Annotated in this window: 14 protein-coding genes; 11 read left to right on the top strand and 3 right to left on the bottom strand. The window is 42.0% G+C overall.

The genetic code is table 11. The annotated features are described in order from the left end of the window. The first annotated feature begins 65 nt into the window (after positions 1-65). The 5 genes from KMW37_RS09485 to KMW37_RS09465 all read left to right on the top strand — a co-directional run bounded on the left by KMW37_RS09485 (position 66) and on the right by KMW37_RS09465 (position 6,675). Positions 66-482, top strand: coding sequence for a hypothetical protein (locus KMW37_RS09485; protein ID WP_215224383.1), 417 nt, complete (start codon positions 66-68; stop codon positions 480-482). A gap of 79 nt (positions 483-561) precedes the next feature. After that, a complete protein-coding gene (locus tag KMW37_RS09480) occupies positions 562-1,746 on the top strand; it encodes a TolC family protein (protein WP_215224382.1) in 1,185 nt (394 codons plus the stop codon). Positions 1,747-1,765: 19 nt separating this feature from the next. Continuing rightward, positions 1,766-2,044: a hypothetical protein gene (locus KMW37_RS09475; protein WP_215224381.1), complete on the top strand. Its 279-nt coding sequence runs from the start codon at positions 1,766-1,768 to the stop codon at positions 2,042-2,044. Positions 2,045-2,064: 20 nt separating this feature from the next. After that, positions 2,065-3,582, top strand: a complete 1,518-nt coding sequence (locus KMW37_RS09470; protein WP_215224380.1) for an efflux RND transporter periplasmic adaptor subunit — start codon at positions 2,065-2,067, stop codon at positions 3,580-3,582. A gap of 12 nt (positions 3,583-3,594) precedes the next feature. Beyond that, entirely contained in the window at positions 3,595-6,675 is a 3,081-nt protein-coding gene (locus KMW37_RS09465; RefSeq protein WP_215224379.1) for an efflux RND transporter permease subunit, read from the top strand. Positions 6,676-6,808: 133 nt separating this feature from the next. Here the strand turns inward: KMW37_RS09465 and KMW37_RS22595 are convergent, their stop codons facing one another. Next, positions 6,809-7,678, bottom strand: coding sequence for a tyrosine-type recombinase/integrase (locus tag KMW37_RS22595; protein WP_317195562.1), 870 nt, complete (start codon positions 7,676-7,678; stop codon positions 6,809-6,811). A gap of 455 nt (positions 7,679-8,133) precedes the next feature. Here KMW37_RS22595 and KMW37_RS09455 point away from each other — a divergent pair, with 455 nt between their 5' ends. The 6 genes from KMW37_RS09455 to KMW37_RS09430 all read left to right on the top strand — a co-directional run bounded on the left by KMW37_RS09455 (position 8,134) and on the right by KMW37_RS09430 (position 20,322). Beyond that, entirely contained in the window at positions 8,134-9,945 is a 1,812-nt protein-coding gene (locus KMW37_RS09455) for a carboxypeptidase regulatory-like domain-containing protein (protein WP_215224377.1), read from the top strand. A gap of 31 nt (positions 9,946-9,976) precedes the next feature. Then, positions 9,977-11,407, top strand: a complete 1,431-nt coding sequence (locus KMW37_RS09450; RefSeq protein ID WP_246581423.1) for a glycoside hydrolase family 76 protein — start codon at positions 9,977-9,979, stop codon at positions 11,405-11,407. Positions 11,408-11,504: 97 nt separating this feature from the next. Continuing rightward, positions 11,505-14,732 carry a SusC/RagA family TonB-linked outer membrane protein gene (locus KMW37_RS09445; RefSeq protein WP_215224375.1) on the top strand — a complete coding sequence of 1,076 codons (3,228 nt, stop codon included), beginning with the start codon at positions 11,505-11,507 and terminating at the stop codon, positions 14,730-14,732. A 43-nt stretch (positions 14,733-14,775) separates the two neighbouring features. Continuing rightward, positions 14,776-16,833: a RagB/SusD family nutrient uptake outer membrane protein gene (locus KMW37_RS09440; RefSeq protein WP_246581422.1), complete on the top strand. Its 2,058-nt coding sequence runs from the start codon at positions 14,776-14,778 to the stop codon at positions 16,831-16,833. A gap of 30 nt (positions 16,834-16,863) precedes the next feature. Next, positions 16,864-17,676 (top strand): DUF3823 domain-containing protein, encoded by an 813-nt coding sequence (locus tag KMW37_RS09435; RefSeq protein WP_215224374.1) that lies wholly within the window; start codon positions 16,864-16,866, stop codon positions 17,674-17,676. 441 nt (positions 17,677-18,117) lie between these two features. Next, the gene (locus KMW37_RS09430; protein WP_215224373.1) at positions 18,118-20,322 is read left to right on the top strand and encodes a hypothetical protein; all 2,205 of its coding nucleotides are present in this window, start codon (positions 18,118-18,120) and stop codon (positions 20,320-20,322) included. A 183-nt stretch (positions 20,323-20,505) separates the two neighbouring features. On the opposite strand, the gene KMW37_RS09425 is transcribed toward KMW37_RS09430, so the two are convergent. Then, a complete protein-coding gene (locus KMW37_RS09425) occupies positions 20,506-23,025 on the bottom strand; it encodes a Kelch repeat-containing protein (RefSeq protein ID WP_215224372.1) in 2,520 nt (839 codons plus the stop codon). Between the two features lie 548 nt (positions 23,026-23,573). Continuing rightward, on the bottom strand, positions 23,574-23,729 hold the full coding sequence (locus KMW37_RS09420) for a DUF2268 domain-containing putative Zn-dependent protease (protein WP_215224371.1): 156 nt from the start codon (positions 23,727-23,729) through the stop codon (positions 23,574-23,576). Positions 23,730-23,854: the final 125 nt, after the last annotated feature.

Below are 23,854 nucleotides of genomic sequence, written 5' to 3'. Positions count from 1 at the left end.
CAAGTAAAAATAATTTCCTATTTTTGTTTCAAGTGAATCTTTTGAATCAAATAAAGGCCTGCTTCATGCTCCTTATCATAGTTTTTGTGATGGGGCACAATGCCTTACCCCACGTTCACCACCAACATGAACATCAGGAAAGTAAAGTAGCCGTTTCTGAGCATCATCACCATGGGCACCATCACCATACTCCACAAAAGGATGACCAGGAAAAAAAAGATTCACCATCCAGTCTTTTGGATTTTCTTTTCAAGAACCATTCCCATTCTCAACATGCCCATCAGCACCCACAAGTAACCGTTGAGTATCAAAAACTTAAAAAGCAACTGGATTATCAGTATTATGCTGACTTTTTTCAGTGGGTACCAGAACTGATAGTTTATGAAAATGGCCTGCATAGGCATGTCCTTTTGGACAATCGGTCATCAGAAAACCCTTACATACAGTCACATCCACTTAGAGGACCTCCTTCCCTTGGATAATTAAATCGGCAATAAACACTTTGCCATAGCATATTTATATGCTCATTCTTTATTGAATTATCCAACAATAACATTTCACATGCTAAAAACAATAGTGTTCGTCTTGTTCGGATGCTTGTTGTCATTGGGCGTATATGCACAATCGACTTCAATAGAAAGCATCCTAAATCAGATAGAACAAAACAACCAAGAATTAATTGCTCTTGGGCAATACGTGGAAAGCAAACGGCTGGACCTGAAATCTGGAAACAACTTACCTGACCCTCAATTTGGGGCTTATTACCTTCCCTTTGGGGAACATAACTCGGGTGACTATACAGAATTTCAAATTACCCAATCTTTTGAGTTTCCTACGGTATATGGTTCAAGGAGCAACCTGATCGATCAAGAGTCCAGAAAACTTGAACTGGAGTATCAAATCAAAAAGCAGGATGTTTTGGCTTTGGCCAAGAACTATTGCTTAAAACTCATCTACCTCAATAAGCGGTTGAATACCGAAACGGTCAGGGTAGAACAAGCGCAAAAAGTGTTCAATCAAGTTCAGGCCCTCTTTGAAAAAGAGCAGGTAGGGGTTCTGGAAATGAACAAAGCCAAGGTCGCTTGGATGAAGGAACAGTTCAAAATACAACAGATTGAAAGCGAAAATAAAAACATCAAACTTCTTCTCTCCAATTTAAATGGAGGCAAAGAGGTAAGCTTTTTATCCAATGAATATGAGTTGTCCCTAGACCTACAGGACAGGGAAAGTATTTGGCAGGAAAAGCAGTTGCTAGATCCCATAATCCTTGATTTGAAGCAACAGGAAACTATAGCCGAACAGAACCTGAGATTGGCGAAGAACAAAGCCTTACCAAATTTGACAGCGGGATATAACCGTCAGGGTGTTTCCAACTCCCATTATTCAGGGGGCTTTATAGGGGTATCCATTCCTTTATGGAACAACCATAATAAGGTAAAGGCCGCAAAATCTACAGTTAACTTCAAAAAGGCTTTTTCCTCTTCCAGGCTTTCCAATGCATATGCTGCCTATGAGAAGCAATTCAATGATTACCAAATCATGCTTTCCAAGTTCAGAGAGTACCAAAATACGCTTTCGGATTTGGATACGGAAGAATTGCTGTTCCAGGCTTATGAACTCGGAGAGCTCTCATTCCTGGAATATTACATGGAACTACAGTTTTACAGAGAGGCCTATGATGCCATGCTGGAAATAGAATACCAATTATATATATCGCATACCCAATTATTAAAACATCAATTGTAACTATTAAAGACTTAGAATTATGAAAATTTCAAATATCCTACTAGCGATAAGCTTCATTGCTGTAATAGCCTGCGGAGGCAAGAAGAACGAAGACAATCACGGGCATTCCCACGGCACTGAGACAGGAGCACATTCCCATGAAGAATCTGCGGATGAGCATGGACACAGTCATGCTGACGGTGATCATGACCATGATAACCACCATGAGCAGGAAGAGTTTACCATCAAGGAAGATTCAGCTGAAGAAACTGGTTCTACACATACTCATGATGATGGAAGTACCCATCACGATCATTAAACTATAAAAAATCAATCAAAATGCGATATATATTGGTATTATTTTGGGCGTTGGTATTTGCATGCCAATCCCCAAAAGTAGAAGATCATGGACATAGCCATGAAGAAGAAGGGGCACACTCCCATGATGGAGATGGAAGGCCATCAGTGGACCATACCGTTTGGACAGAACAAACTGAATTGTTTGTTGAATTTCCTGCCTTGGTGGTTGGACAGACAAGTCGGTTTGCAGCTCATTTCACCATATTAAATGGACACCAACCGGTACGAGACGGGAATGTTACGGTGAGCCTGATCAAAAATAAGAAGGGAATCAGGCATACAGTGGACGCTCCCTCCTCTCCGGGGATTTTTGGACCATCCCTCCAACCCAAAGAGGCAGGTGTTTATCAATTGGTTTTTGACCTTAAAACCCCAACCTATTCGGACCGGATAACACTGGATAATATCCAGGTGTTTGAAACCAATGAAGAAGCCCAGGAAACTTTGGGAAGCGAAGAAGAAAACGGAACTGAAATCAGCTTTTTGAAAGAACAAGCCTGGAAAGTTGAGTTCCAAACAGATCCAGTGGTCGAAAAAGAAGTGTACCAGACCATTCCCACATCAGGAATATGGAAGGTAGCTCCTACTGATTTTCAAACACTCGTAGCACCTGCAACAGGACGGGTGAAATTTAGTCAAGGGGTGCTTACCGAGGGAAGTGCAGTTAAAAATGGGCAGGTTTTGATGACTGTCAGCAGTAACGGACTTACTTCAAACAACTTGGAGGCAGAGATTCAAAAAGCCAAGGCGGATTTAGAACAGGCAAAGTCTGAATATGAGAGAAAAAAGGAGCTCTACGAATCCAAAATTGTACCCAAGGCAGCTTTTGAGCAGGTGGAACAAAAATACCAGGTAGCCAAGACCAACTATGAAACACTTAGCAGTGGCTATACTTCTGGGGGCAAACAGATCATTTCCCCAATGGACGGATATATAAAGTCGATTCAAACTGAAAACGGTGGTTTTGCAGAGCAAGGGAAAGCCCTGATAACCGTAACCAGTCACAACAGTAGTCTCCTTCAGGTACAGGTCAGTCCAAAATACAGTGCAGAACTTCAAAACATCCAAAACCTTTGGTATCAACCAAAGGCCGGAACTTGGTCTGCCTTAAAAGAAAAAGGCGGTAGGATACTATCTGTAGGAAAAGAAGTTGATCCCAACCAACCCTTATTATCTGTGTTCGCTGAAGTAAATGAAGGAATAGAAATGCCGGAAGGAAGTTTCACAGAAGCCCAATTGGCAGTTGGAAAAGCTTCTCAGGGGCTTGCTGTTCCTGTTTCATGTCTTATGGAAGACTATGGAAATTACTCTGTAATTGTACAATTGTCAGGGGAAAGCTTTGAAAGAAGGAATGTGACCATCGGCAAACGCAATGGCAGCGAGGTGGAGATCATCAGCGGCCTTTCAAAAGGGGAAGTAGTAGTGACAAAAGGGGCTTATCAGGTTAAAATGGCTTCTATGTCTGGACAGGCACCCGCACATGGTCATGCACATTAAAAGGTTGAAGGTATGCTGAACAAGATATTATCGATTTCACTACAAAACCGGTTAATGGTGCTTTTGGCTGCTGTAGTATTAAGCATTGCAGGATTATACATCGCCCGTAATATGAACGTGGACGTATTTCCGGACTTGACGGCCCCAACAGTAACTATTCTAACGGAAGCCCATGGTATGGAATCCGAAGAGGTTGAAAAACTAGTAACCTACCAGTTGGAGACTGCCATGAACGGCTCTCCAAATGTGCGGAGAATCCGTTCTTCCTCAGCTGCCGGAATTTCCATAGTTTGGGTAGAGTTTGAGTGGGGAACGGACATTTACCGTGCAAGGCAGATCGTCAGCGAACGGATTCCAATGGTCAGGGAAAACCTACCATCGGGCGTAGGGACACCTACTATGGCTCCCATTTCATCTATTATGGGTGAAGTGATGCTGTTGGGTGTAAGCTCTGATAGCCTGTCCCCAATGGAGTTAAGGACACTTTCTGATTGGACAATAAGGCCTAGAATAAAATCCATAGGAGGAATAGCCAATGTAATAGTGATCGGAGGAGATTACAAGCAGTACCAAGTACTGCCCAATCCCGAAAAGCTCAAATACTATGACATAAGCCTTGGGGAGCTTTTGGAAAAAGTCAAGGAAAGCAATGTCAATGCTCCAGGTGGATTTCTCAATGAATATGGCAATCAATATATTATAAAAGGTAGTGGAAGGGCCTATTCAGTGGAGCAGTTGGAAGAAGCTGTTTTAAAGAATGTCAATGGCCAAACCTTAAAAATCAAGGATGTGGCAACGGTAAAAATTGGAGCGGCAGACAAAATTGGTGATGGTTCATTGAATGCTTCACCTGCTGTCATCCTTACCATTTCCAAGCAGCCGGATGTAAACACCCTTGAACTGACAGGAAGGCTGGACGAGGCCATTGTTGATCTTGAAAACACCTTACCAAAGGGAGTGGAAATAAAAAGTCAAATTTTCCGACAATCGAACTTTATTGAGGCTTCCATTGATAATCTGAACCAAACGCTTTTGGAAGGGGCATTCTTCGTGGTGATCGTACTGTTCATATTCCTGATGAATTGGCGAACTACGGTTATTTCATTGATTGCCATACCAATTTCCTTATTAGTTTCCATCATTGTGTTGAAAATATTGGGATACACCATTAACACCATGAGCCTTGGGGGGATGGCCATTGCCATTGGAGCTTTAGTGGATGATGCGATCATTGATGTGGAAAATGTGTTCAAGCGCTTGCGGGAAAACATTAAAAAGCCAATTGAAGAGCGGTTACCTGTTTTGACAGTGGTTAAAAATGCTTCCGTAGAGATAAGGAGTTCAATAATAATTGCCACCCTTATTATCATTGTATCCTTTGTACCTTTGTTCTTCTTAAGTGGTATGGAGGGAAGATTGTTACAACCACTTGGAATAGCATTTATTACTTCGGTACTGACTTCCCTTATTGTCGCTGTTACGGTGACGCCTGTGCTTTGTTCCTATTTACTGAAAAGCGAAAAAATACTCTCCCAACAAGCTGAAGGTACTAAAGTGGAGCGATGGCTTCAAGCTCGTTATTCCGGGGCATTGGTGAGAGCGATGAGGTTCCCCAAGGTAGTTATAGGACTGACCCTTGGAGCCTTTATCTTTAGCTTGATATTGTTTACCCAACTTGGGAGGAGCTTTCTTCCTGAATTCAACGAGGGCTCACTTGTCATCAGTGCGGTTGGAGTTCCTGGAATGTCATTGGAAGAAAGCAATAAGAACGGGCAATTGATTGAAAAACTGCTTTTGGAAATGCCTGAAGTGGAAGTGGTGACCCGAAGGACTGGACGTGCAGAATTGGATGAGCATGCACAAGGTGTAAATGCTGCTGAAATTGACGTTCCCTTCACGCTTGAGGACAAATCAAAAGAAAAGTTCTTTGAAGAAGTCCGGACAAAGTTGAGTGTAGTCCCCGGGGTGAACATCACTTTGGGACAGCCTATCGCTCACCGTATAGACCATATGCTATCGGGCACAAGGGCCAATATTGCCATCAAGATTTTCGGTGATGATCTGCAACGCCTTTTCGAGCTGGGCAAAAACGTAGAGACCAATATCAAATCCATTAAAGGGATTGCCGACGTAGCTGTGGACCAACAGATTGAAGTCCCCCAAATCCGAATCACTCCTAAAAGACAGATGTTGGCTGCTTATGGGATGACCGTGGGAGACTTGATGGAACAGGTGGATATTGCATTTGCAGGTGAAAAGGCAGGAGAGATTTATGAAGGCCAGCAATACTTTGACCTCATTGTCCGCTTCCAAAAGACATCCAGAAACAGCATGGAAATGATCCAAAATGCACTGGTTACTTTGCCCAATGGTGGAGAGACAACTTTGGACCAATTGGCAGAAGTCATTTCGGTAAGCAGTCCTAATACGATTTCCAGGGAAAATGTTAAACGAAAGATTGTAGTCGCAGCAAATGTCCAAGGCCGTGACCTGCGAGGTGTGGTGAGTGAGATTCAGCAGATTGTCGATGAAAACATTGCGATACCAGAAGGGTATCGGGTGGAATACGGTGGACAGTTTGAAAGTGAGGCGAAGGCATCCCAATTATTGCTTATTACGGCGGTGATTGCCATTCTGATCATTTTCCTATTGCTCTACTTTGAGTTTCAGGATGTGAAACTTTCTTTCATCGTGCTGATCAATTTACCCTTGGCTTTAATTGGAGGGATTTTAATAGTGCTCTTCACTTCGGGGATTATCAGCATTGCCGCAACCATCGGCTTTATCAGTCTATTCGGCATCGCAACAAGAAATGGTATCCTGTTGGTTTCCCGATATGAAGACCTGAAAAAAGAAGGTCTGAAAGGAGTGGAGCTGCTGAAAACTGGGGCATTGGACAGGTTAAACCCAATCCTCATGACCGCATTTACTACTGGACTTGCCTTGATACCCTTGGCACTGAAAGCTGGCGAACCGGGCAATGAAATACAAAGCCCAATGGCAGTAGTGATCTTAGGGGGATTGCTTTCGGCTACCTTACTCAATCTGATTGTAATTCCTTGCGTATATATGCTTGCCAATCGAAAGAAATAACTTTAAATTAAAACTGGTTGTTCAAACTTTTGAGCGACCAGTTTAACTCTTTTTGCCTTACATTTCTTGCCCCAACCCACCATTCGAACAAGAAATTTTCTATCCATTACCTCACAAAATAATGGAATAATGTTCAATCAAAATCCATCATCCCATCAATTAATTTCTGGTCACTTTCCTCATCCATAATACTATCAATATATGATTTAGTTGTGCGGATATCGGAATGCCCTAATGATTCACCAACATACTCAATAGAGGCATTTTTCCTAATAGCCATGGTTGCAAAACTGTGTCTGGCCCAATAGGTACTTATTTCCTCTTCGAAACCCACATGATTGGCAAACCGCCTCATATGCTGGTTGATCAATCTCGTGAAATTTTGCTTGGTTTTGAATTTTTCTTCCTCGTTCATGGTATGATTGAGAACAGGGAACACAAAATCGTCTTTGCCTTTTTGCTCACTTCCATATTTATTGATCACATGCTTAGAGAATGTAGATAATGAAACACGGATAACAATTTGATCATCATTAGTATCTTTCGTTTTTTCCCGGATAAATTCCAGGTATTTGGGTTTGACTTGGCTCCATTTTAAATACAGAATATCCTTCATATTCATCCCTTTACAGAGATAGGAGAAGAACCAAAAGTCTTTGGCTTTTTCTTGGAACTCGTTCTCAGGCGGTGTCTCAAATAGGATCTTTAGCCCTTCCTTATTGATAGCCTTTTTCTTGTTTCTACCTTTTGGGATACTATACCCATCTTTGCCGAATGGATAATTAGATGGTTTTGCTATATTGAAAAGATGCCTTAATGGTCTAAGATAAATGCCGACGGTTGATCTTGAATTTCCTTTATCGATCATCCATTGTTCATAGCGTTTTAGAAACCTTGGTGTAACTTCAGAAAAGTACAATCGCTTTGGCACACGTGACTTGGTATCGGATAAAAATTGCTTTATAGATTTTAAGCTGCAGTTATAATTGGACTTGGTACCGATTTTTTTCTATCCGACCAGTTCCTCAATTTTCATTTTATATTGATAAAAGACGTCTTGCAATTCCCAATTTTCTTTTACCTAATATTAATTAGCTTTTAAGCCCTCTTCGGGCCTCTTCCATTACCGGCACTCCCCCTTAGTTTGCCTATCCATCCATAACATAGAAACTGAAGACCATAGCTTTGGTCATAAGAATATGTATACAATTGAGATAGATTATACACTTCCAATTTTGTTGATATTCAAGCCGAAAAAACTGTAAATCGGCAGCTTTAAATATGATTTTTTCAAGATTTCAATATCAGATTAGCAAATTCCTACCGGTTATTAACCCAAAATTAACCGAAAAATTAACCGTGCGCCAATTATATTTTGAGGCATAAACTAGTTGCTGAATCGATTATGCGATTTTGTCAACTATTAATTATTCAATTAAATCCATAATAGCCTAACAGATGAGCAAAAAACTACAAGCGATCTTTTACGTCGCCTTAATGGCCGCGTTTTTAGTATCCGTTATTTCTTGTGTAAATGAAGATGACACCATCGCAGAACCACGAGGAACTATTACAGGTACAGTTACAGATAGCGAGGGGCAACCCATCGCAGACGTAAACGTTTCCCTAACAGGAATAGGGGAAGAAGAAGTTTCTGTCACCACTGGAAGTGATGGACAATATATTTTTGAGAATGTCACGTTGAAGACACGTGCAGTGAAATTTTCCAAGACAGGTTGGCTTGCAGTCAGCCTAACCGTAAATCCCGAAAAGTACAATAGTGAACACATCGCGACAGCAGATATTTCATTGGTATTTGCTTCCGCAAAAATTACCGGTACGATTAAAGACGGGAAGAATGGAGACATGCCACTTGAAGGTGTCACTGTTAGTGTGGGTGTTCCCGGAACAGTAACTACTGGAAGCGACGGAACCTTCACATTGGAAAACCTTATTGTGGACGAATACACCGTTACATTTAGCAAAGCAAATTACGAGACCATCACCAAGACTATCAGTGAGTCTGATTTTGTAGATGGTATCGCAGCCATAAATATTACAATGGGCAGTAGCGAAATTCTCCGTGGTTTGACTTATGCAGATCTCTTGACCGCTGAAAAGTGGTACTACAATGAATATCGCGGCGGACGTAATGCTGATGCATATCCTCATTGGGACTGGGCCTGTAATTATATGTCATCACTTGATTTCCGTGGAGCATGGCAGGAACAAAATGAAGGGACTACGCTTCAGATTAGAAACAGCGATTCAGATAGAAGCAACCCTGCTGATCTCAATGTCTTCGATTCTTTCGTCTACGGTAGTAAAATGATCACAGAGGACAATAAGATTTTGTCCCTAAGGGTGAGCACACATAATGCCGACGAATCTAACCCTGCTTATTTTGGAGTTCAGGTGGTAGACCTTTCCGAAACTCAGCCAACGGCTGTGAAGATTGGAGAAAACAGAACCTACGCCTCTGGAAGCTACGGAGATGTTGAGTTCGACCTAAGTGAATATGTAGGCAAAGAGGTCATTGTAGCTGTTGGTATCTACAGACAGTCCACAGGAGACTACTGGAAGCAATTGGTGCTTAGAGCAATTCGATTTGCTGACAGAAAAGTAGAGAACTGGGACTGGTTGCCTGGCACTGAGGTAATCGAAGGCTGGAAGCTGACTCAGGAGACCGTACGTTCTACCATGCCTCATACAAAAATGTCCTTTACGGGAATAAGCCCAGTAGGCGGTAATCGAGACAATTATGTCGATGCTTATCGTGCATGGAGAGGAGTAGACCATGTAGCAGCAAACTGGTTCTTTGCTCCTCTGAAGAAAGACCCTGAGGTCTTCCCTTCTGAAGGCTACCTGATCAAAACCCGCAATACCCCTGATGTGGACACCAAGGTACCTGAAGCCTACCTATACTCAAAATTCTCGATCAATGCAGGAAGCAACCAGCTGACATTGAGCACCCGTAATTTCGGGGATAATCTCACTTACTTCAAGATTACCGCAATAGAAGACGACGGAACCGTAACACATCTAGATCCATCTTCCAATACAGCAGATGAAGCCAGTGCGGCAGAAGACGGTTGCTGGAAGTTCAAGCATGGAGATGGAGGTGCTGGCAATCCTGAAGGTTACGCCTCTTTTGTATATGACTTGTCTCAGTTTAACGGCAAGGATGTTACTCTCGCCTTGGGTGTATACAATGGTGAAGCCAATTCGGGTGAGAACAAATTGGTAATCCACAGCATCGATCTGAAATAAATCAATAAACCTTAACATGATACAATACCGAATGATGATCACAATTTGGAGTCTTTTTATGCTGCTTTTTACAGCATGCACTGAAAATTCATCTGACACCGATCCGAAAAACCCTCCTGCTGAGGTAAGTCTTTCGGAGCAGAATCTGCTTAGAGCAATGGAACTGACCGACAATGCTGTCTCTGCCCATTTTACCGGAACAGGAATGGCCATGGCCAGGTATTACAATCCATACACTGAAGTCAGATCTGATGAAACGGGCAGTGTATGGATGTACACTGCAGCTGTAGAAGCTGTGAATGCTGTCCTTCATGGACTTCAAGCCCAAAAGGAACATGGTAATGCAGCGCTTTATGACGAGAATTTTGACAAGTATTCAGAACTCCTGGCGCAGCTCTATGAGAACGCAGACTACTATCTGGGAACTTTTGAACTGGTATCCTATACGCAGACCAAAGAATGGTCTGTGTATGGAGTAAACCGTGGCAATGCTAAAGGAACAGCCAAGGTGGCCGGAATTGAAAATGTATACGATGATCAAATGTGGCTTGTCCGTGAACTGTTAGAATCCTACAAAATCACAGGTAAAACGGCCTATCTGGAAAAAGCAGAATATTTGACTGATTATGTTCTAGATGGTTGGGACACCACTAGAAATCCTGATGGAACAGAACGCGGAGGGATCACATGGGGACCGGGCTATGTAACCAAACATGCCTGCAGTAATGGGCCAATGGTGAGCCCTTTGGTTTGGCTGCATGAGATCTATAAAGGTAAAAACGATGAAATCACTTACCGGTACATTGACGCAGAAGACAAGGAAACAAGAAAAGCCATGCAGGTGAAGAAAAGCGAATACTATGCTGATTATGCCAAGAAAGTATATGATTGGCAGAAGAATCAATTACTTCGATCCGATGGGGTTTATTATGATATGAAAGGCGGTTGTTCCCCTGGAAATCCACAAACTGAAACCATTGACGGGACCGTTTACCGCAAAGGAATTACCTGTCAAGATCGAGTAGGTCCAGCTATTTCTTATAACTCTGGAACGATGCTCTCAGGAGCGGCAGACATGTACAGAATGACAGAAGAGAGTACCTACCTTCAGGATGCCAAGGAACTTTCTGACAAAAGCTTTCAATATTTTGCAAAACCCAACCCAACCCATGATGGCTATTACACTTATGACATTAGTGGTTTCAACAATTGGTTCAATGGAGTTTTGATGCGCGGATATGTCGATGTGCATTCTTCCTATGGCTCTACATCTGAATACATCGATACTTTCCAGAAAAACCTTGACTACGGATATGAAAACTTCCTTTATGAGGGATTCCTACCCACCAATCTACTGGTAGGCTGGAGCCTAACACCTCAAAACAACAGAACTGAGGGAATGTTCAACTTCGCATTTGCAGCAGAATACGCCGTGTTATCACGTTATGAGCTCGCAAAATAATATCACTTTTTGGCATCCCATTGAATATGGGATGCCAAAATTTTCAAGGGTTGATAAGACCTTACTAGACATAAATTAAACAAATAACCCAAAAAATATGCAAAAGATATATAAACAGATTTGCATAGGACTGATAAAGCGTTCCGTAATGGGAATTATCATAATGTCCTTTGCTAGTATTCCCAGGCTTGCATTAGCATTAGAATCCAACTTCTCCCCGTTTGAGGAACAGGATCTACAGCAAAATGATAAAACCGTCTCAGGTACGGTGACATCAGAAGATGGTACTCCAATGCCAGGAGTAAATGTTTTGCTTAAAGGAACCCTAAAGGGGACTACTACGGATATTGATGGGAAGTTCCAATTGAATATCCCTGATGATAATACCGTTCTGACATTTTCATTTATAGGGTATACCACCCAAGAGATCAAAGTGGGAACACAATCGATCATCGAAGTATCCATGGTTCCAGATACTCAGCAGCTAGGAGAAGTTGTAGTGGTGGGCTATGGGATGCAGGAAAAGGTTACCATGACAGGTTCTGTGGCCAACATCAAAGGTGATGAAATGCTGCGTACCAAGAATGAGAACCCACAAAACATGCTTACAGGTAGGGTTGCGGGTGTTCGGGTTTGGCAGAAAAGTGCTGAGCCAGGTACTTTCAATGCCAGCTTTGATATTCGTGGATTGGGATCACCATTGATTGTGATCGATGGTATCCAACGGACTATGGCGGATTTTCAACGTCTAAATCCAACTGATATTGAAGAATTATCCGTTCTAAAAGATGCTTCAGCTGCTATCTATGGAGCAAGGGCCGCAAATGGTGTCGTGCTTATCACCACAAAAAAAGGTAGCGATGCTGGCAAAGCAACAGTGACCTATAATGGTTCCTATACCTTACAGAACCCTTCAGGCTTTCCTCAACTTGCCGATCCCTATGAGACCATGACACTCTACAATGAAAGAGCCATGAACAATATCAATGGGGGAAATCTGATTTATCACGATGATGATTTTGAAGCCTTCAGGACAGGCAGAAGACGTACCACAGACTGGAATTCTTTGCTGATCAGTGATTATGCTCCACAAAGCCAACATGATATCAGTATTACAGGTGGCAACGAAAAAACGCAATATTATATCGCTGGGGGATACATGTATCAGGAGGGGATGTTCAAGTCAGGTGATTTGAACTATAGCAAAATCAACCTGAGATCCAATATCACCACAGAAATTGCCAAGGGTTTGAAGTTTAACCTGAACCTGAGCGGTGTGGCCGATCAGCGGAATTCTCCTTATTCCAGTGCAGTGGAAATCATTCGAAACTATTGGAGACAAGGGGTGCTCTTCCCTGCATATGCAGATCCTGAAAACACCATGCTGAACTATGAAGGGCTGGATTTGGAGCAAAACACTGTTGCCATGATGCGTGCTGACGTCTCAGGACATAGAAAGTACAAGCAGAAATATTTTCAATCCTCAGCATCATTGGAATACGACCTAGGAACTGTTTCCCAAGCTTTGGAAGGTCTATCCATAAAAGGATTAGCCAGCTTTGACTATAGAGGGGATGACAATGACATCTACCGCAGGGAATATTACCAGTACATGTATGACCCTGTTAACGAATCATACATGTCAAAGCTTTACAATAATAGCTCCCCTAACCAGATACGAAGAGAGCTCTTTACCAAGCAACAGTTTTTAGGACAGTTCCTGATCAATTACAAGCGCACTTTTGGTGATAATCATGATGTATCAGGTCTTCTCGGATTTGAAACCCAAAACCGAAAAGGCGATAACTTCTATGCACAGCGTAACCTGGCCTTTGCCATGGAATACTTAGCAGGAGGTATGAATGAAGACCAACAAGGAGGAATGCAGGGTGGCTCAGGAGATCTATACGAGATCGCCAACTCAGCCATGTTTGGAAGGGTAAATTACGCATACGGTGACAAATACATAGCCGAAGTACAATTCCGATATGATGGATCTTCCAAATTCGTTAAAACCAACCGTTGGGGCTGGTTCCCATCAGGTTCCATTGGTTGGCGCCTATCTGAAGAGTCTTTCTTTAAGTCTGCTTCTGCCCTCTCTTTTGTGGATCAGCTTAAATTCAGGGCCAGTTACGGGATGACAGCAGATGACGGATCTTTGGCTTATGACTGGTACCCAGGCTATATCTACCCTGCTACCAGTGGCAATGCCCAGAATGGCTATTACAATCAGTATGCACCGGGATATATCCTCAACGGTGAATTTGTATACGGAGCATCTGCAGTTGTTCCCAATGAGAATCTCTCCTGGTGGACTGCCAAGACCTTCAACGCCGGATTGGATTTTGAAGCATGGAGAGGCAAGTTTGGCTTTTCTGTAGATTATTTTGATCGTCGAAGAGAAGGTCTTTTCTCCACCCGTTCAGGTGATGTACCATCTGTAGTAGGTACAGGGGCTCCTAGGGAAAACACCAACAGTGATCGACAATTCGGAATTGACCTTGAGCTCTCCCACCGCAATATGATCGGTGAAGTTTCTTATGGAGTAAAGGGGATAGCTACTATCACGCGTAGACAGCACTTGATCGCAGCTGAAAAGGGACCTTATGGCAATTCCTATGACCGTTGGCGCAATGACAACCTGACCGATCGTTACCAAGGAGTACAATTCGGCTATGTGTCTGCAGGGAGATATACTGACTGGGAAGACATCTGGTCTTATGATATTTATAAAGACAGGGGCATTTTACCAGGAGATTACAAATACGAAGATTGGAATGGTGACGGTGAAATCAATGGAATGGACCAACACCCTTTTGCCTACGATCAAACACCATGGTTGAACTTCAGTATGGCACTTGATGCCAACTACAGGAATTTTGATATGAGTGTCCTATTACAAGGTTCTGCCCTAGGTTCAATGCAATACCAAGAACCGCTCTATTCAATATGGGGCAGCAACGGTGGTGGTGCTCTGGAGCAATATCTGGACCGTTGGCATCCTGTAGATCCTTTAGCGGACCCATATGATCCTGAAACAGATTGGATCAGTGGCTATTATGGCTATACAGGCCATTATCCATTCGGAAACTCGGATTTCAACAGGGTAAGCACCGATTACCTACGTCTAAAAAGTATTGAGCTAGGTTATACCCTGAAACCAAGGAATATTCCTTCTGCTAACATCCGTTTCTTTGCCAATGCCTATAACCTCCTGACTTTTACTGGGGTAAAATTTGTCGATCCTGAGCACCCTGGTGATGAACTGGGAAGAATGTATCCATTGACAAAAACCTACACGGTGGGCGTGACAGCGTCATTTTAATAGAAGCTAGTTGAGACCTTGGAAAATTAAATTGAAACAAATCATGAAAATAAGAATCATATTATTGCTATTCAGCTTATTGTACATTTCCAGCTGTACAAACCTGGATGTGCCTCCACCAAATGTAATCGGTGACGAGACACTGATGACCAGTGAATCCGGCATGGATGTATATATAGCGGGCATGTACAGCAAGATGCCTTTTGAGGACTTCAAATATATGGCGCAATGGGGTGTGGAATACAATTCCTGGCTTGGTTCCTTGGGAATTGAAGGTACAGGAGAAGCTGTAAACCGTGATGGTATTAGTGCAGCCTTCACCGGAGAAAGAACTCCCTATTGGGGAAGGGCCTTCGGTTTATTGAGAGAAGCAAATTACCTCTTAGAAAAATTGCCGGAATATGCAGATGCATTTCCAGAGGTGACCTATAATCATTATTTAGGTGAAGCCTATTTTGTAAGGGCATTTGTATTTTCTGCCATGGCAAAACGTTTTGGTGGGGTGCCTTTGGTCACCAGTGTATTGCGTTATCCATCAGAGGAAGGAAGCTTGGAAATTCCTCGCTCTTCTGAAGAGGAAACTTGGGATCAAGTATTGGCTGACTATAATCAGGCTATTGAATTATTGCAGCCTACTAGCCCAAAAACTGGTTATTCCAATAAATATGTCGCGCTTTCCTTTAAATCTGAAGCTATGCTTTATGCAGGAAGCGTGGCAAAGTATAATGAAACAGTACCAGGAAGACTTACAGGAACTGGGCTGAAAACAGGAACAAGAGTCATAGGGTTTTCTGAAGAAAGCGCTCAAGCTGCCTCAAAAAGGTATTTCAAAGAAGCATATTTAGCTGCAAATGAAGTGATCAAAAGCGGCCAATATTCACTTTATAAGAAAAAATGGGCAGCAGATAATCCTGAAGCACAATATCAAAACATGGTGGATATGTTCAGCGATGCAACGAGCCCTGAAAATATTTATGTGAAGAACTACGACTTCCCTGTAGCGACCCACGGTTACGACGCTTACAGCGCTCCGTTTATTTTCAAAGCTCCTTTAGCTTCTGGCACTTGTCCAACATTGGATTTCATGGAGTTATTCGAAGGCTTTGACAGATATCCTGACGGAACCATCAAAGTAACTACCGGATCGAACAATACAGAAGGTGACTACCTGATGTATGATTCGCCAATGGATTTCTTCGAAGATGCAGAGCCGCGCCTTCGTGCCTACGTTATTTTCCCTGGAGATATCTTCAAAAATCAGGAAATTGAAATTCGTGCCGGAGTATATACTGGTTCTGAACCAATTAAGCCTTTGTTCAATGATTATTCATATGCAACGGCAGAAACCCGCTATCAGCAATTGCCAATATATACTCAAGCACCTAAGGAGCTATTTCTTAGTGCAAGAGAAGGTGGAAGCCAAGAGCTGGTCAATATTGAGGGCGAACAGATCACTGCCGCTGGAGCTAATGGTCCTTTCTACAATAATGGAGAAAGCACGCTTACAGGACTTTATGGAAGAAAGTGGTTAAACCCTGATCCTTCTTTCGAAGCGGGTGAAGGTAAATCTGCCCAACATTTTGTATTGATGAGATATGCTGATGTTTTGCTCAATGCAGCAGAAGCAGCAGTGGAATTGGGACTTGCAGGTGAGGCTTCTCCTGATGGGTCTGATATGCTTGAGGTAGCGACCTCTGGCATCAATGATATTCGCGAACGTGCTGGTGCAAGTTTGCTTAGTGGAATGCTTACTTCTGATATTGCAAGCCGTAATATCGTACGTAAGGAACGTAGAAAAGAACTTGCCTTGGAACACAAAACCAAATGGGACCTGCGCAGATGGAGAGTGCAGCATTATGAAGAAAGAGATGGATTCTGGGGCGAAGTTAGAGACAAAGAAGACTTTAGCATGAACTCCCGCTATCGCTTCAGGGGACTTTATCCTTTCCTTTCCGCTGAAAGTGGCAAGTATTTCTTCGACGCCCGTTTTCAATGGGTTAGTTTGAAGACTTTCGAATACAATATTATCGACTACTATTTTGCCATTCCTGGTGGGGAAGTTTCCAAAAGTCCGGTAATCGATCAACAACCCAACCGATAAGGAATTATCAATAACCTAGAATTTTAGAAGATGAAAAATATAGCATATCTCATATTAGCGACGCTGTTTTCCCTAAGTTCATGCAGCATGTTTGAGCTGGATAACTACGATCTACCTGCGGAAACCCTTAAGGGAAAAGTAGTGGATATGGAGACAGGTGAACCTGTGCTTACTGACCAAGGAAGTGAAGGTATTCGTGTCAGGTTAACCGAGTTAAGTTGGGGGGACAACGTTTCCCCAAACCCTGATTTCTTTTGCATGCCTGATGGTACATTTCAAAACACCAAACTGTTTTCAGGAACTTATAATGTTAGAATAGATGGGCCTTTCATCCCTCTTATCCGTGAGGATGACCGAGGAGTTCCTCTTGCCGATGAAACACAAACTTTGGACATCAAGGGCGTTTCCGACATCACCTTTGAAGTACAGCCTTTTCTGAAAGTAGAATGGGTAAAAGACCCTGAAGTAATCAATGGAAAGGTAAGGGCTCAAATCCGTGTAACCCGTGGCGTATCTGAAGAAGATTTTCGTTCTAAAATTGAACCTATGGGAGGCTACAGCGACAGTTTTCAGAATGTGACGGACATCCAGCTGTTTGTTAGTTATTCATCCACTGTAGGCTACCGCGCCCGAGATGAGCGTTGGTCAAGCCAATTGGAGTTCTCCGGTTCATCGTTCAACTCGATGCTGGGTGAAACCATCACCATTGAATCCAATGGAACGATCCCTGAAGGACGAATGGTCTTTGTGCGGGCAGCTGCAAGGATAAACTTCGACACCCCGAGAGGAAGCGGTACCAGACGCTGGAACTACAATGATGCACGTCAAGTATTGGTTTACTAATTTGTAATTAATTGAAAAGCCATCCGCCTAAGCGGATGGCTTTTCAATTGTATTTTAGAAAGAGAACCAAAGCAAAATACCATTTCAAAAGAACTCCTATTTAAATCTGCTATTTTGTTAGAAACACTTCTAAACCGTTAAATTAAACCTGAAATACGCAATAGAAAATCTAATACGTACTGAAACTGATTTTCTTGCACTTTCAGACTTTCCTGACAGTCGTCGGGACAAATTATTACGAATCCTATTTCATCATCAGGGCAATGTCATTTTATTAATTGAAGCGTGGGACAATGTCACCCTGAGCGGAGTCGAAGGATAAGACAAAAGACCTCAACTCCGCTCGGTCTGACATTTCCATGAATTCGATAATTAAACAGCATTGATAACTTGGTTTAGACCAATCTGGCATTATTACGGATAATTAGATATTTGATACTCATGCAAAAAACTATTTTACAATTTCTCATTGCCATTCTCTTATTTCAGGCTTGTGCCAAACCTCCCCAAGAACAAAACAGCACAGAAAGTCAACAAGCGGAAAAAACTGCTTTCCAAACTTCCAATCCCTGGAAGCCAGTGACAGATGTCAGGGCAGACGTGGCCATTGTTTATAGTGTGAAAGACCACCACGGAAAGGCCAATATGACCTTCGAAGAGCGTGTCCAAACTTGGCGTGACAAGGGATATACGACTCATTTTATGTCCGGAATCGCCTGGGGTGAATACCAAGATTATTTTACTGGCGAATGGGATGGAGAATGGCACCTGGATGAAGGACAAGTTACCCAGAAAGGTGATACGCTTTGGCATGGGCGCATGGTCCCCTACATCGTTCCTTCCATGAATTTCATCGAATACATGAAAGAAAAGGTGATCAAAAGGGTGATTGATGCAGGCATAGACGCTATATACCTTGAAGAACCAGAGTTTTGGGCCAGGGCCGGATACAGTAAAGCCTTCAAAAGAGAATGGAAAGACTATTATGGCTTCGACTGGAGACCTCAACATGAATCGGCTGAAAACACCTATCTGTCCAATAAGCTGAAGTACCACTTATATTATCGAGCGGTAGAGGAATGTTTTTCCTTTGCAAAGGAATACGGCAAAACCAAAGGGATGGAAGTCCGCTGCTATGTACCTACCCATTCACTAGTGAATTATTCCCAGTGGATGATCGTCAGCCCTGAGGCAAGTCTGGCCTCACTACCAAGTGTGGACGGCTACATCGCACAGGTATGGACGGGCACTTCGCGAGAACCTAATTATTTCAATGGACAGGCAAAGGAAAGGGTTTTTGAAACGGCCTTTTTGGAATATGGCTCAATGGAATCCATGACCGCTCCCACAGGAAGAAAAGTGTATTTCCTGACCGATCCGATCGAAGATTGGCCGAGAGACTGGGCCGATTATAAGAAAAATTACCAAGCCACTTTTGCAGCACAACTGCTCTACCCGATGGTGGCAGACTATGAGGTGATGCCATGGCCTGACCGGATTTATGAAGGACTTTATAGGACCAGTGCAGACAGCGATGAGAAAGAGAGAATTCCTCGTTTCTATTCCACACAGATGCAAGTGATGGTCAACACACTGAATGACATGCCCCTGTCTGACAACAAAGTGAGTGGTTCTCAAGGGATAGGGATTCTGATGTCCAATTCCCTAATGTTTCAGCGCTTCCCTACCCATCTGGGCTATGACGACCCACAGTTATCCAATTTCTACGGACAGGCCTTACCGCTACTTAAGCGTGGTGTGCCGGTCAAAACAGTTCATATAGAAAATGTATCCTTTCCCAAAACTTGGGAGGATGTGAATATCCTTATCATGTCCTATTCCAATATGAAGCCAATGGAACGAAAAGCGCATGACCATATCGCTGATTGGGTTAAAAACGGTGGGGTTTTGGTTTATTGCGGAAGGGATGAGGATGCGTTTCAAAGCGTTCAAGATTGGTGGAACAAAGATGGCAACGACTTCAATGCTCCTTCTGAAGACCTATTTCAGAAATTGGGGCTAAAAGCTCCTTTTGAGGCAGGTGAATTTACCTACGGCAAAGGAAAAGTGATCATTATGCGCAAAGACCCTAAGGAGTTTGTCTTGGAAGAAAACAATGACTCCGAGTTTGTGAGCACCATCCAAAAGCTATATGATGAAGATACCGAATCTGGAAAGCTTGAATTCAAAAACCATTTCTCTTTGACCAGAGGACCTTATGAAATCATTTCTGTTGTCAATGAAAATGAAGACCAATCACCTTATACGATCAAGGGGAAATTTATTGATTTGTTTGATCCTGAGATTCCTGTCTTGGATGAAAAGCAAGTTCAACCTGGCGAACAAGCATTTTTATACAATATCGAAAGCGTAAAGGAATCGAATACACCACAAGTTTTGGCAACAGCTGCTAGGGTTTACGATGAGAAAGTGGATAAAAAAGGATATACTTTGGTCGTGAAGAGTCCACTGAACACAACCAATGTGATGAGGATTCTTCTACCTGAAAAAGCAGAAACCATAGCAATTACAGATGCTACAGGAAAGGCTTTGGAAGCAGAAAGTTCATGGGATGAATCCAGTAAAACCTGTTTTTTGAGTTTTGAAAACAAGCCTGAAGGAGTTCATATAAAACTTAGCTGGTAAGCTCATTTACTATCAACATGTGAATAATCTTTCTTCCAAAAAGATTAACCTCAATCACGGCATGGCTTGAAGCCCTGCCGTGATTTCTTTCTACTCATTGCTTTTCAAAGGCCAATAAATAGAGTATAAAGCTTGTTTCTTATCGTAGTAGAGCGATGTCTTTAATAGAACTTCAGTAAATCTTTAGGAGCTGATGTCTGAATAAGAGCGATGAAAATCCTTTCCAGTAACTCTTTTATACTCGATCCCAAAAGTGCTATAGGCGATTTTGGCCTCCTCTATCATTTTGAGTTTCAGCATGGCTTTGATCTGATATACCAAAGCTGTTTCATTCAAAGGATCAATACTGAACAGGGCATCTGCCAGTGAAATTGTGGTGGGATAAGATTCGCTGACATAGCTTTTTTCCACTTCCAATATCAAGACTGGCTCAAGTTTGGTTTCTGCTTCTTCCTTGAATGAGTCAAATAAAGGATCATCCGAGAGATGCAAGAATTTTCCACGCGCAACAATTCCTGCAAACTCATCCCTATAAACATCCATTTCATGGGCAGCAATGATCTGCAAGCACCTTATATAGTCACAATAGGCTTCTTCATGAAGGATGATTTTGTAATGCCCTTTTTCGTGAACCAATTCAATTCCATTCAGCTCACTCAAAGTTTTACGTAGATTATTGATCGTGACTCCTCGTGAGTTTTTGACCTTGTCGGCCGGTTTGTCCGGCCAAAGTAAATTGCTGAGGTGTTGTGAGGTAATGCCGTCTTCCGAGATGCTATAATGGAGAATAAGGCAAAAAACCTGCTTCAACTGCGCACTGAACATATAGGTGATATCCTTGTTTTTTGGGTTCCGAACCATAAAATTACCGAACAGGTATATAGAGTTGGGAAGAACAGTGTGTTCCGTCTTTAGTGCTTGGACATGTCCCTGTGTTTTCTTCGTACTTTCTACAGTGTCTGATACTTTTGGTTTTAACTTCTTGTACAAAAAGAAGCCTAAGCCTATCACCCCGGCACCTAAAAGAAGCACCAGTAATGGCATTTTGCTGTTTTGCTTTTGTGGAAAATCTGACAATTCTTCCTTTGTAATAGCTGGAAATGCCAGAGAATAGATTTTCAGATCTGAAGAAATGTCATCCTCAAATTCTTGCACTACAGCATACAGGTTATTGAGTCCTTGGTCAAAATAGAGGTTGGCATTAGTGGTGATTTTGTCCGAACGGATCGGAATTGAATCCCCTAATATTTTGTAACTGCCATCCTTCAAAGAGAATCTGTAAAGTCTAAGGTAGGATTCAGAAAAATGTTCAGGGTAGCAAAGTGTATACAAAGTGGAATCGTTCAACAATACCATCCCCCTTACAGGAACGACATTGTCATTTTCCCAAGGGATTTCCCAAAGTTTAGTGACATCATTGGAGTTCAGATCTACCTGATAGAGGTCATAATAATATTTCCTCCCAACAGACTGGTCACCAGACTCATTCCCCATCCCACCTAGAACATATACGCTGTTGTTTTCTGGCAGATAACCAACCGAGGAAAAGTAGCGTGGAGTAATTACATCACCTGTAAATCCCTCTTTCATCGTCCACTCTTTCTGTTCCAAATCGAAGGAAAAGAAGTTCTTACTATATTTCATGTTCCCAAAACCTCCGAAAATATTGTACTGAGAATTGGAATGGTTTATATAAGACCCATGGTGATGGAGCTGGGTCGGAAGTTGTTCATAGCTTTCTTCGGTCCATTCATAGCTTTCAAGATCAAGGCTTGCGACAGTTGGTCCATCGTAGGGTTTATCATAATACACTTCATAGGTATACAATCTATTTTCTACCGTATCTATGAAGTTAGTGCCCAAGACAAGCTTTACAGGGCTTTTCTTTTCGAAGGCCGTAATTTGGGTGCTTCGAGTCTGGACATTATATCTCCAAACCGAATCTTGATTATAGTAGTATATCTCCTTCTTTTGGGGATTATAGTTTGATCCGGCTATAGATGCTGAACTAAAAGAAACTTGATGCCTCCAGAAATAGGCATAGTTTTTCAACCAGTCTGGATTGACCACTTTTCCAAATGGATTGCCATTGATATCATGAACAATATTTCCTTCATTTTCATATAAGGGAAAGCTATAGGTTTCTTCCCCAACAACGGATAAGTTTTTAATGGCAAAAGAGGGTACATCTATAATGTGATCACTTTTCCCGAAAAGAATCACAGGATGATAAGTGTCTGCAAGTTGCTGGTTGTTTGTTGAAAATATTTCATTATCGATGGATAAGGTAATGGAATCTCCGATCAGGTCAAATGAGATTTTCATGTCAAACCATTGGCTTTTCAGCAACCGGTCTCTGTCCATATTGGCGACTATAAGGTTACTTTTTCCTTCCTCATTAAATTTGAAAACTACCTTTGTCCCCTGGTTGTCATAGAAAAGATTGAAAATTCGACTATTATCTTTTGTCTTGATTCTAAGGATATAGCCTATTTCATCTACTGGACTCAAGGACAAACTAAAGTTGATGTCAAAATGGTCAGAAAATTCCACCTCGTGCTCTCCAAAAATATCGTATGAGGTGCGCTGATCTATCGCTTCTTCATTCCCATGGAATTTCAGTCCTCCAGTAAAGGAAGACTGGGGCATTAAAAAGCCGAAAATCAATGAAACTAATAAGTGAATTTTGGTAAATAGGAGCATCGGGTTAAGTATAAATCAAACTCTTATATCGGGCATGGTCATATTAATTCAATATTTTTCAAGCCCCTGTAAATTAAAAAAACCAGTTTGTCGTTTCATTAAATCATTTACAAATGTCGACCACAAGGATCAAATCTGCTTCTTCTGCGAACAACCGGTTTTGTACTTATCTCAGTCATACCATTTATAATCCTATCTTTTCGCTTTGTTATTGATTCTACCCTGATCTGTTTCATAAATGTCATGATCTCCTTTTTGAACCAGGTCCAAACCAATTTTAGGTGTAAGGACAAAATAGAAGGACTGACATTGTATGTATTAAGAACCAAGGCGAAGCTACATCTGAGATTCACACTTATTATTTATCCTTCAAAAGTAGAATTTTCGAAAATTTGATACAAATGCTTTCCCAATTATGTTGATGTTTTGTTCAATGTCTTTCTGCGATCATGCATTTAGTACAAAAGCCATTGTTAGCTACTTAATACTATTTTATATTCTTTTCTAAAATCCCCTTTCTTTTAAAAACCTATCGTAATCTTCCATATTTAAATATGGTTATCAGCTTTTTCAAAAGAGGCCTTTACAATTTCATAGCCCATCCAATAACCCAAATCATTTGGACGACTGTCCTTTCCACTAGTTCCATAAAGCCAATCTTGCGTTTCATTCCCATGCATTCGTCCTACAAACTCTTTACACAACTCCTATTTGTGTTCATTTCCGTATTTGCTTGCTTCTTGATTCCCCTTAATTCCCGTTACTAATTCAGCAATAAAGTCTGCCATTCCTTCAAGAATAGGAGAGAAGAACAGCTTTGGGCAGTTTT

Origin of the sequence: Echinicola shivajiensis (genome assembly GCF_018642165.1) — a bacterium.
GTDB lineage: Bacteria > Bacteroidota > Bacteroidia > Cytophagales > Cyclobacteriaceae > Echinicola > Echinicola shivajiensis.
The sequence above is the reverse complement of the archived record's forward strand: the minus strand, read 5'-3'. Positions and strand labels throughout refer to the sequence as shown.